An 11,188-nucleotide genomic window follows, 5' to 3' on the forward strand; every position below is an offset into this window, starting at 1 on the left:
ACGGCCTACGTACGGACAGCGGCCTCCGGCAGCCCCACGGGCCAGGTGTGCACGGGGTCGCCCTGCCGCATCAGCTCGGCGTAGCGCCGGGTCGTCGCGGCCAGCGCGGCCTCGCGGGACAGCCCGCCCTCCAGGGCCCGGTGGAAGGTCGCGACCTGCCAGGACGCCCCGTTCACCCGTCGCCTGCACCGCTCGTCGATCACTCCGAGATACAGGTCACGGTCGGCCGGCTCCACGCCCCAGGCGTCCAGCCCGGCCGCGGCGAGCGGCAGCAGTTCGTCGCGTACCAGGCTCACCGCGTCGACCTCGGTCGTCCCGCCGTACCGGCCCCGCCGCGGCCAGGTGAAGCGCGCCTCGATGCCGTACCGGCACGCGGCGTCGAAGTTCGCCTCGGCGGCCTCGAAGGGCAGCCGGGTCCACACCGGCCGGGAGTCCTCGGCGAGCGCGCGGATGAGGCCGTAGTAGAAGGCCGCGTTGGCGATGACGTCGGTGATGGTCGGGCCGGCGGGCAGGACCCGGTTCTCGACGCGCAGATGCGGGACACCGTCGGCGATGCCGTAGACGGGCCGGTTCCAGCGGTAGACCGTGCCGTTGTGCAGCACCAGCTCGGCGAGTTTCGGCACGCCGCCCGCGTCCAGCACGGCCAGCGGATCCTCGTCGTCGCAGATCGGCAGCAGCGCCGGGTAGTAGCGCAGGTTCTCCTCGAAGAGGTCGTACGCCGAGCTGATCCAGCGCTCCCCGAACCAGGTGCGCGGCCGGACGCCCTGGGCCTTGAGCTCGGGCGGGCGGGTGTCGGTGGACTGCTGGAACAGCGGCGGCCGCGACTCGCGCCACAGCTCCCGCCCGAACAGGAACGGCGAGTTCGCGCCCATCGCTATCTGCGCGGCGGTCGCGGCCTGCGCGGCGTTCCACACGTCGGCGAACCGCCCCGGGGTGACCTGGAGATGCAACTGCACGGAGGTGCAGGCGGCCTCGGGCGCGATCGACTTCGAGGTGCAGGACAGATGTTCGACCCCGTCGATGTCGAGCGTGAAGTCCTCGCCCCGGGCCGCCACGATCTGGTCGTTGAGCAGGACGTAGCGGTCCACGTCGGAGAGGTTCGAGGAGACCAGGTCGTCCCGTTCGAGGGTCGGCAGAATACCGATCATCACGATTCCGGCGTCCACCTCACCGGCTTTCCGGTGGGCATATGCCAGTGACGTGCGGAGTTCTTCCTCCAGCCGGTCGAATACCCGACCCCCGAGCCGGTGGGGGGCGATGTTGACTTCCAGGTTGAACATGGCGAGTTCTGTTTGGAAGTCGCGGCTCGCGATCCTTTCCAGGACCTGGCCGTTGAGCATTTTGGGCATACCGTCGGCACCCGCGAGATTCAGCTCGATCTCCAGTCCCATCAGGTTCTTGGGCCGATCGAACCGCTTCTCCTCCAGCAGTCGCTCCAGTCCCTGCAGGCACTGCTGGAGCTTGGTGCGGTAGCGCTGGCGATCGGACAGGTCGAACGCGCCCGCCACGACCTTCTCCCCCATCGAAGCGTCCCTCCTCGGTGGGCGGGCCGAAAGATCCGGCCGCCGGTGTCCGGGTCAGGGTGGATGATGCCCAGCCCCGGCGATCCATAACGCCCCCGGTGAACAACCGCAGCCGCTACTCTGGCCACTTGGGCCAAGAAAGATCGGTGGCACATTCACCGGGCATGACGCAGAATGCACTTTTCGGCGCCGAAGACCTCGTGAAAAACGCCGACGAGAATTGGCCGACCGCTGCTCGGACATTCTGCGAGGTCATCGCGGTGTCCCCCCTTCGGAAACGGGATGATTTCCACGTATCGCTGACCGAATGAACTCTTGTGCGAGTGCCCGGAAGCGGTTAGACGAAACACCGGCTGAACAAATGTCGTATAAACTCGGTCGGCAGGGCAGCAGGCGCGCCCACGGTCGGAGGAAACTGTCGCCGTCGATCACGCCCGGCAGGCCTCACACCCACACCATCGTTCGCGGACCCCGGCCTCGCCTGCCTCCCTGCCCCCGTGAGCTGACAGCGCCGTCCGCCCCGCCCAGTCGCGCCACCCTGCCTGTCGAATGAGAGGCGACCCACCATGCCGCTGCTTGTCCCCCCGGCACCCGCGCCCGCACTTCGCTCCGTCCTCACGGCCCTCGGTTCCCCCACCGCGGTCCGCGAGGCCCGAACCCCCGCCCTGCGCAACGCCCAGGGTCCTGTCACGCCCGAGCTGCCGCTGCCGGTCCATGTGCTGGACCGGATCACCGCGAAGGGCGAGCCGGTCACCCGACTGGCCGGATGGCGCTTCCTGATCCGCTCCGGCGACCACGCGGTCGCCGCCGCGGAGAGCATGCTCACGCCGGACGGCTGGGCGTTCTCGCACTTCTTCGAGGGGCCGTACATCGTCTCCACCGAACGCGCGCTGCGTCAGGCCGAGACGCTCACCCAGTCGTACCAGGCACGTCTGCTGTCCGTGCCGGGTCTGTACATGCTCACGCTCTGGCTCCACGAGGACCACGCCTCCGACGGCACCGCCGGCCACCCCGCGGCGACCGATCTGCTCGTCCCGCTGGCTCCGGCCCCGCCCGGCATCGCGGCCAACCGCCCGCACCGGGTCGCCGAACTGCTCCCGGTGCTGACCCTGCGGGTGCCGCCGGCCCCGCCGACGCCCCTGCTCGGCTCCCCGGCCTGACCGCCGGGCGGACATCGCACGACCTGCTCCCGTACCCCGCCACCGGACTCCCGGTGGCGGGGTACGGCGCTGTTCGACCCGTACGGACTAGCCCCATCAGGCCACCCCGAACCACCCGAAGTGACAGTGCAGTTGGGATGAACCGTCCGCGCGGGTGATGCGTCATCAACCTGTGAGGAGCGGTGCGGCGAAATCCCTGCGGAAAGACGCCCGTGGGGCAACACTGGGTTCGACCGACTGATGACAACGGGGGGCGGCCATGAACGAAGCTTCACGCCGCGGGACAGACACGACAGCGATCACCGACGACACAACAGAGCGAAAGATCCCTTCCATGTGCCAGCACCAGTCACCGTGCCCGACCGCCGACTCCGCCGACCGGGAATCCGCCCGTCTCGTGGCGCACCACCCGGAGCAGGGCTGGAGCCTGCTGTGCAACGGTGTCGTGCTCTTCGAGGACACCGGTGAACTCCTGCCGGACGGCCAGATCATCGCCCCGCACCGGCTGCCCGCCGGCAGCCAGGTGATGACCGCCGCCTGAGCACGGACCGGGCGGCCCGCACCGCCCGGCAGAACCATGGGGCCGGCCCGCGGACGTACACCGCGCACCGGCCCCGACGCGTGTTCGGCAACCCTCACTGCCCGTAGTCGTTCATGCGCGTACTACATCAGTCCCTCCGCCAGGCTCCCCAGGGAGAGGGCCGGGAGGTAGTTGAGCAGCGCCAGCAGCAGCGCGGCACCGGTGGCCAGGACCACGAAGTTCACGCCTCGCGCTTGCAACGTGCCCACGGTGACCACGCCCGGCCGCTGCCGGGCCAGCCGTCCGGCGAGCGGGAGCAGGAACGCCATCGGCAGGTAGCGGCCGATCAGCATCGCCGCCGACATCAGCAGGTTGTGGAAGTCGGTGGCCCCGTTGAAGCCGGCCATCGCGCTTCCGTTGCTGTTGACGTTGGAGGTGTACGCGTACGTGAGTTCGGTCAGCCCGTGCGGCCCCGGGTTGCCCATGGAGGAGGGACCGTGGCCCAGCGCGACCGCGAGCGCCACGCAGGCGAGCACGACGGTCGGTGAGACCAGTGTGTACAGCACGACGTAGCGCATCTCCCCGAAGCCCAGCCGCTTGCGCAGGTACTCGGGTGTTCGGCCGACCATCAGCCCGCCGATGAAGACCGCCACCATGACCGCCATGATCAGGCCGTACAGTCCGCTGCCGGTGCCGCCGGGGGCGATCTCGCCGAGCATCATCGCCGACAGCAGCACTCCACCGCCCAAGCTGGAGAAGCTGTCGTAGGACGCGTTCGCCGCTCCGTCGGCCGAACCGGTGGCCGCCACGCCGAAGAGCGTGGAGGCGGGGACGCCGAAGCGGGTCTCGGTGCCCTCGTACTGTCCGCCGACGGCCTCCGTGACGGTGCCGCCCGGGGCGCTCTGGGCCAGGTTGCCGGCCGCGAGCAGCAGGCCGAAGAGGATGCCCACCACGGCGAGCAGGGTCCAGCTCTGCCGCAGGGAGCCGATCATCCGGCCGTAGGCGCGGATGAAGGCGGTCGGGATCAGCAGCATCAGCACGATCTCGATCGCGTTGGTGACCGCGGTGGGGTTCTCGAACGGGTGGGCGCTGTTGGCGTTGAAGACGCCTCCGCCGTCACCCGTCATCAGTTTCAGCGGATCCCACGAGCCGACCGGGCCGCCGAGCAGCGTCTGTTCTCCCCCGGCGACCGTCGTGACGGTGTGCGCGCCGCCCAGGCTCTGCGGAACGCCCAGGGCGATCAGCACGATGCCGAAGACGACGGCCAGGGGGAGGAAGATCCGGAAGATCGAACGGGTGAGGTCCACCCAGAAGTTGCCCAGCCGGTCGGTGTCACGACGCGTCAGGCCCCGGATGAGGGCGAGCGCCACGCACAGGCCGACCGCGCCGGAAGCGAACGCCTGGACGCCCAGGCCCGCCATCACCGCCAGGTGGCCGGTGGTCGATTCGCCGGCGTAGTTCTGCCAGCTCGTGTTGGTGGTGAAGCTGATCGCGGTGTGCAGGGCGAGCCGCCACGGCATGCCCTCGTGGCCCGTGGACCAGGGCAGCCGGCCCTGCAGGGTGAACAGCGCGAAGAGGGCCGCGATGCTCGCCGCGCTGAACGCGAGGATCGCGAACAGGTAGTGCCGCCAGTCCTGTTCCTTGTCCGGGTCGATGCCGCAGACCTTGTACAGGACCTTCTCGGGGCGCCGGTGCCGCCCCCCGTCGAGGGCCCGCGCCATGTGGTCGCCGAGCGGGACGTGCAGTCCGACGACGACCGCGAGGACCAGGGTGGCCTGAAGCCAGCCGTACATGTCGGTCAGATCCCCTTCATGGGCCGGGCGCGGTCGAGTGCCGCGTTGAGCTCGACGACGTTCACGGCCGGCTCCCCGAGCACGCCGAGGCCGCGGCCCGTGGTGTATGTGTCGACGAGCTTGCGCACGTCCTTCTCGCCCAGACCGCGTTCACGGGCGATCCGCGGGGTCTGGAGCTCGGCGTACGCGGGGCTGATCTGCGGGTCGAGACCGCTGGCGCTCGCGGTGACCGCGTCGGCCGGGACCTTGGGGTCGGCGGACGCTTCGCCGCGGACCGGGGTCACGACGGCCTTGCCGTAGTCCTCGCCCGGCTCGGCGCACTCGACGCTCACTCCCTCGTACTCCGTGCGGAACGGCGTCGACGGGCAGGCCTGGTTGAGACTGACCACGCGGGTGGCGCGGCCGGTGGTGCCGTCCGCGCGGAAGATACCGAGGACCGCTCCGACGCCGTCGGCCGTGCAGTACGGGCGCGAGCCGTCGACCCGCTCCAGCTCGCCGACCGCCTTGCTGCGGCCACATACCTGGGTGAGCAGGCTCTGCTTGCCGTCGGGGCCGAGGACGTCCACCGTCGATTCCGGGCCGAGGTTGCCGGCGGCCGAGGCGGCGGCGTCGTAGCCGTCGCCGGCGTTCGAGGGCCGGGGCTGGAAGTAGTACGGGATCGGGTTGCCGTCGCCGTCCAGGAAGGACTGGCCGATGAGCCTGCTGCCGCCCTCGGCGAGCAGGGAGCCGCGGGCGTCGTCCCGCAGTCCCGGGACCTGGGCGATCGCGGTCATCCCCAGGGGGTAGGCAAGACCGACGAACAGGGTGAGGACGACGACCACTCGGATCGCCGCCACGGGGTGGCCGATCCAGGCAGGCGTCCTGGAGAGGAGTTTCATGATCAGATTCCCGGGATGAACTGGACCACGGCGGCGTCGATGAACTTGATCGCGAGGAAGGGCAGGAGAAGCCCGCCCGCGCCGTAGATCCACAGGTTGCGGGTGAGCAGTTTGTCGGCGCTGCCCGGGCGGTAGCGCACCCCGCGCAGAGCCAGCGGGATCAGTGCGACGATGATCACCGCGTTGAAGATCACGGCCGACAGGATGGCCGAGGTCGGCGAGTGCAGTCGCATGACGTTGACCGCGTCGAGCGAGGGGTGGAGCCCGGCGAAGATCGCCGGGAGGATCGCGAAGTACTTGGCGATGTCGTTGGCGAGCGAGAACGCGGTCAACGCGCCCCGGGTGATCAGGAGTTGCTTGCCGATCTCGACGATGTCGATGATCTTGGTCGGGTCGGAGTCGAGGTCGACCATGTTGCCGGCCTCCTTGGCGGCCGACGTACCGGTGTTCATCGCCACGCCGACGTCGGCCTGCGCGAGCGCCGGGGCGTCGTTGGTGCCGTCACCGGTCATCGCGACCAGCTTCCCGCCCGCCTGCTCCTTCTTGATCAGCCCGAGCTTGTCCTCGGGAGTGGCCTCCGCGAGGAAGTCGTCGACTCCCGCCTCGTCGGCGATCGCCTTGGCGGTCACCGGGTTGTCACCCGTCACCATCACCGTGCGGATACCCATCCGGCGCAGCTCCGCGAAGCGTTCGCGCAGGCCGGGCTTCACGACGTCCTTGAGGTGGACGACGCCGAGCAGCCGCGCCGGTTCGTCGCCGACGCGTTCGGCGACCGCGAGCGGGGTACCGCCGGAGGCCGAGACCTGGTCGACACAGTCGTGCAGTCCGGCGGGCACCTCACCGCCGTTGTCCCGGACCCAGGCGGCCACGGCGGAGGCCGCGCCCTTGCGCAGCTGGTGGGCGCCCGGCAGGTCCACGCCCGACATCCGGGTCATGGCACTGAACGGCACCCATCCGGCGTCGGGGTGCGCGGTCCGCTCCAGGTCGAACTTCTCCCGCGTGTACTCGACGATCGAGCGGCCCTCGGGCGTCTCGTCGGCGAGGCTGGACAGCAGGGCGGCGTCGGCGAGTTGCCGTCCCGTCACCGCGCCGATCGGGAGCAGCGCACCCGCCCGCCGGTTGCCGAAAGTGATGGTGCCCGTCTTGTCCAGCAGCAGAGTGTTGACGTCGCCCGCCGCCTCCACCGCGCGCCCCGACATGGCGAGCACGTTGCGCTGCACCAGCCGGTCCATGCCGGCGATCCCGATCGCGGACAGCAGTCCGCCGATGGTCGTCGGGATCAGACAGACCAGCAGCGAGACGAGCACCATGCCGGTGACGCCGTCCGCGGTGAGGGCCTCGGAGTCGCGGGCCGCCGCCATGAAGTCCATGGAGAACACCGCCATCGGCTGGAGTGTGACCACCGCGACCAGGAACACGAAGGTGAGCATCACCAGGAGCAGGTTGAGCGCGAGCTCGTTGGGGGTCTTCTGCCGGTTGGCGCCCTCGACCAGGGAGATCATCCGGTCCAGGAAGGACTCGCCGGGCTCCTGCGTGATCCGGACGACGATCCGGTCGGACAGCACGCGGGTGCCGCCGGTGACGGCGCTGCGGTCGCCTCCCGACTCCCGGATGACCGGAGCGGACTCGCCGGTGATGGCCGACTCGTCGATGCTGGCGATGCCCTCGATCACATCGCCGTCGCCGGGGACGAGCTCGCCGGCCTCGACGACCACGAGGTCACCCTTGCGCAACTCCCCCGCGCCCACCGGTTCCTCGACGTACTCGCCCGATCGGACGTGCGCGACGCCGCCCACGAGCCGCCGCGCGACGGTCCGGCCACGCATACCGCGCAGTGACTCGGCCTGGGCCCGGCCGCGGCTCTCGGCGACCGCCTCGGCCAGGTTGGCGAAGACGACCGTGAGCCAGAGCCAGGCGGTGATGAGCCAGCCGAACAACGACGGCCTGGCGAACGCGAGTCCTGTGGTCAGCACGGCACCGATCTCGGTGGTGAACATGACCGGGTTGCGGGCCAGCGTGACCGGGTTCAACTTGCGAAGGGCGGCGGGCAGCGCACGCCAGAGCTGCTGCGGATCGAGCAGGCCGGCGCCGATCCTGCGCGCGGGCTCCGGCGCCGAGGGCTGCACCGCGTCGGTGGGTCTCTCCCTGACGGTTGCGGGCGCGGTCATCAGAAGCGCTCCGGCTTGATCAAAGCCACCACCAGGTAGGCGAGCAGGGCGATCGCGACGATCAGCCCCACCACGTTCTCGGCCGTCACGGCTTTCCTCACATGTCGTTGCAAAAAAAAAGGGGGAAGTGGCACCTCCGGCCGAGGACGTGGCCGGCACTCGGCCGGAGGTGGGCAAGGGGCGGCGCGGGCTACAGGCCCACGTCGCGGCTGCGGATGTCGTCCAGGGACTCGCGGCGGACCAAGAGCCGGGCACGGCCGTCCGCGACGGCGGTCACGGGCGGTCGGCCGACCATGTTGTAGCCGGAGGCCATGGACAGGTGGTACGCGCCCGCGACGGGGACGGCGAGGAGGTCGCCGGGCCGTACGTCCGAGGGCAGGTCCACATCGGCGGCGAGGACGTCTCCGGCCTCGCAGTGCCGGCCGACCACGGTCACCGGGGCCGGGGCGGCCGTGCTGTGCCGACCGACCAGCCGGGGCGCGTAGCGCACGCCGTACAGCGCGGGCCGCGGGTTGTCGCTCATACCGCCGTCGACGGCGACGAACGTGTGCGAGCCGGTCTGCTTCACGGCCAGGACGTGGTACAGGGCGACGCCCGCCGGGCCGGCGATGGCACGGCCCGGTTCGATCATCAGACGGGGCACCGCGAGCCCGGCCGCCGCGCACGCCTCGGTCAGCTCGGTGCGCACCTTACGGGCCAGCGTGGTGAGGTCCAGGGCCGGTTCGCCCGGACGGTAGGCGATGCCGTGGCCGCCACCGAGGTCGAGCTCCGGCAGGACCAGCCCGTACTGCTCGTGCAGGCGGGCCATCAGGCCGACCATGCGCCGCACCGCCGAGAGATACGGCTTGACGCTGGTGATCTGCGAGCCCAGGTGGCAGTGCAGGCCCGTCAGCTGGAGCTGCGGCTGGTCGAGGATGCGGGCGATGGCGTGCTGGGCGTATCCGTCGGAGATGGACAGGCCGAACTTCTGGTCGTCGGTGCCGGTGCGGATCTTGGCGTGTCCGCCGGCGCTGATGCCGGGGATCACCCGGACCATGACCTTCTGGTGCCCCTCGGGGCCGACGGCCGCCGCCAGCCGGGCGATCTCGGACGGGCCGTCGATGACGATGCGGCCGACGCCGAGCCGGAGCGCGGTCTCCAGGTCGCGCGGCGACTTGGCGTTGCCGTGCAGCACGATCTTCTCCGGCGGGAAGCCCGTGGTCACCGCCATCTCCAGCTCACCGGCGGAGCAGACGTCGAGTCCGAGGCCTTCCTCCTCCACCCAGTGGAGCATCGCGCGGCACAGGAACGCCTTGGCCGCGTAGACCACGTCGGCTTCGGGAAAGGCGTGCCGGTAGGTGCGGCAGCGTTCACGCACTTCCGCCTCGTCGAGGACGTAGACGGGTGTGCCGAAACGCTCGGCGATCTCGGCGAGCGGTACACCGCCGACGGCGAGTTCGCCGGGGCGCCGCTCCGTGGTGGAGGCCGGCCACACCGACAGGGCGTCGGTGGTGGTGACGGCGGGTTCGTGAAGCGTGGTCATCGTGCGGTCCTCTCAACCGATCCACAGCGCGAGCGCCGAGACGAGGGCGGCGGCGCCGGTCACACGCAGGGCGCCGACGGCCTGTGGGTTCCAGGAGGCGCCTCGGGGGGTCTCCGGCACCGGCACCGCGCGCGGCGCGGGGTTCCCGGGAGCGGAGGCGGGCCCCGGAGCGGGGGAGGTCTTCGGCACGGAAGGCGCGGAGGTGTCACGGGCCGGTGCGGGTGCCGAGAACTGCGGGTCGATCGTGACGGTGGTGACCCCGAGCGGCGCGGTCAGCGCGCGCAGGGCGGGTTCGGCCAGCCGGATCCACGCCTGGTCGGGGCCAAGGGTCGCCTTGAGTCGCTGCTCGGAGGTGAAGCCCACGGCCGTGCGGTCGCCGAGGGGGCTGCGGAAGAGCCGAGTTGCGGAGCCTGCCGGTCCCGGCCGGACGGGAACGTAGAGAGGTCCGGCCGGGATCCGTTCACAGGGCTCCGGGTCGTCACACGTGAGTTCTGCCATGGGATGCCTCCTGGAGGATCCTGAGCTGGTTGCTGTCTGTGGCTGATGTGTCCCGGACGCCGGGAGGCGGACCGGGGCTCTCGCCAGACGCTAAGCCCGGCATCCGGCGGCGCCGACGGGTCATGACGCGATGCTGACGGCGAGCGGGCCGACGCTGACGGGTTGCTGACGGAGCGGCCCGACGGCCTCGCCGCGGGCGCTAGAGCCGTGCCAAGAAGTGACGTTCCGTCTGTTCCCTCGCCTCGCGGCGAGGTGAGATGGGGGTGCGGCCGCACGAGCCGCACGCGGGCAGGGGCCACGCGAGTGTGTGAAGGAACGGTGGAGTCATGGCCGATCACGACCATTCCGGTGCCGCGCGCGTCGTCGTCGGTGTGAGCGGCTCCCTGGGGAGCCTGACCGCGCTCTGCCGGGCGGCCCAGGAGGCCCGGTCCCGGGGCGCCGAGTTGTGGCCGGTGCTGGCGTGGGAGCCGCCCGGTGGGCAACTCGTCGCGAACCGGTCCACGGCGTCGTGCGTCCAGGCGTACGAGTGGCGCGAGCCGGCCCGTGAGCGGCTGCTGACCGCGCTGCGGGATGCCTTCGGTGAGGAGGGTCCTGGGGTCGCGATGTGCGCGCTGGTGGCCCACGGCACGCCGGCCCGCGCCCTGGTGGACGTGGCGGACCGCGTGGACGACGTGCTGGTCGTCGGCGCCGGGCGCCGGGGTCTCTGGCACCGGGCGTTCGGCCCCTCCGTGAGCCGCTACTGCCTGGCCCACGCCCACTGCCCCGTGCTCGCGGTGCCGCCGTCACCGCTGGAAGCCGAACTGGCGGCCCTGCACCGCCGTAACGCCTGGCGGCTGCGGCTGGACACCGGGGACTTCCGTGAGCGGCAGCAAGCGGTGCGCCCGGAGTCCTGAGGGCGCGCCCCAGGCCCTCCCCACCGACCCGTCACGGACGATCCCGTGAACACACCCGACGCGGCACCACCCCGCGACGCACCACTTGGTGACGCCCCCGTCCGGTGACCCGGCATCCAGCGACGCACCGCCCCGGACACGGACGACCTGAACACGCACCACCTGGCGGCGCACCCCTCCGGTCACACACCCCTCCGGTCACCCACCACCCGGCACGCCCCACCAGGTACCGC

General features: G+C 71.1%; 11 protein-coding genes. 4 read left to right on the top strand and 7 right to left on the bottom strand.

Translation table 11 applies throughout. The annotated features are described in order from the left end of the window. Window positions 1-5: 5 nt before the first annotated feature. Window positions 6-1,523, bottom strand: coding sequence for a glutamate--cysteine ligase (locus tag ACIP2X_RS14830; RefSeq protein ID WP_401672152.1), 1,518 nt, complete (start codon window positions 1,521-1,523; stop codon window positions 6-8). Window positions 1,524-1,687: 164 nt separating this feature from the next. Between ACIP2X_RS14830 and ACIP2X_RS14835 the strand changes: the two genes are divergently transcribed. From ACIP2X_RS14835 to ACIP2X_RS14845, 3 genes are all read left to right on the top strand, one after another. Continuing rightward, window positions 1,688-1,834, top strand: a complete 147-nt coding sequence (locus ACIP2X_RS14835; RefSeq protein ID WP_401672154.1) for a hypothetical protein — start codon at window positions 1,688-1,690, stop codon at window positions 1,832-1,834. Between the two features lie 255 nt (window positions 1,835-2,089). Continuing rightward, window positions 2,090-2,683: a hypothetical protein gene (locus tag ACIP2X_RS14840; protein WP_401672156.1), complete on the top strand. Its 594-nt coding sequence runs from the start codon at window positions 2,090-2,092 to the stop codon at window positions 2,681-2,683. A 334-nt stretch (window positions 2,684-3,017) separates the two neighbouring features. After that, entirely contained in the window at window positions 3,018-3,224 is a 207-nt protein-coding gene (locus tag ACIP2X_RS14845) for a DUF5999 family protein (protein ID WP_365448143.1), read from the top strand. A gap of 122 nt (window positions 3,225-3,346) precedes the next feature. Here the strand turns inward: ACIP2X_RS14845 and kdpA are convergent, their stop codons facing one another. The 6 genes from kdpA to ACIP2X_RS14875 all read right to left on the bottom strand — a co-directional run bounded on the left by kdpA (window position 3,347) and on the right by ACIP2X_RS14875 (window position 10,062). Continuing rightward, on the bottom strand, window positions 3,347-4,996 hold the full coding sequence (gene kdpA, locus ACIP2X_RS14850; RefSeq protein WP_401672160.1) for a potassium-transporting ATPase subunit KdpA: 1,650 nt from the start codon (window positions 4,994-4,996) through the stop codon (window positions 3,347-3,349). A gap of 5 nt (window positions 4,997-5,001) precedes the next feature. Further along, entirely contained in the window at window positions 5,002-5,874 is an 873-nt protein-coding gene (locus ACIP2X_RS14855; protein ID WP_401672162.1) for a potassium-transporting ATPase subunit C, read from the bottom strand. A gap of 2 nt (window positions 5,875-5,876) precedes the next feature. Continuing rightward, a complete protein-coding gene (kdpB, locus tag ACIP2X_RS14860) occupies window positions 5,877-8,042 on the bottom strand; it encodes a potassium-transporting ATPase subunit KdpB (RefSeq protein WP_401672165.1) in 2,166 nt (721 codons plus the stop codon). Then, window positions 8,042-8,131 (bottom strand): K(+)-transporting ATPase subunit F, encoded by a 90-nt coding sequence (kdpF, locus tag ACIP2X_RS14865; protein WP_063797361.1) that lies wholly within the window; start codon window positions 8,129-8,131, stop codon window positions 8,042-8,044. The genes kdpB and kdpF overlap by 1 nt, the downstream gene beginning before the upstream one ends. 101 nt (window positions 8,132-8,232) lie before the next feature. Next, the gene (gene lysA, locus ACIP2X_RS14870; protein ID WP_401672169.1) at window positions 8,233-9,564 is read right to left on the bottom strand and encodes a diaminopimelate decarboxylase; all 1,332 of its coding nucleotides are present in this window, start codon (window positions 9,562-9,564) and stop codon (window positions 8,233-8,235) included. Between the two features lie 12 nt (window positions 9,565-9,576). Next, complete coding sequence (locus ACIP2X_RS14875) at window positions 9,577-10,062, bottom strand: SAV_915 family protein (protein ID WP_401672171.1); 486 nt, start codon at window positions 10,060-10,062, stop codon at window positions 9,577-9,579. Between the two features lie 326 nt (window positions 10,063-10,388). Here ACIP2X_RS14875 and ACIP2X_RS14880 point away from each other — a divergent pair, with 326 nt between their 5' ends. Further along, the gene (locus ACIP2X_RS14880) at window positions 10,389-10,955 is read left to right on the top strand and encodes a universal stress protein (RefSeq protein WP_401672174.1); all 567 of its coding nucleotides are present in this window, start codon (window positions 10,389-10,391) and stop codon (window positions 10,953-10,955) included. The last annotated feature ends 233 nt before the right edge of the window (window positions 10,956-11,188 follow it).

The sequence above is a fragment of the Streptomyces sp. NPDC089424 genome, from assembly GCF_044749345.1.
In the GTDB taxonomy this organism is placed as follows: Bacteria; Actinomycetota; Actinomycetes; order Streptomycetales; family Streptomycetaceae; genus Streptomyces.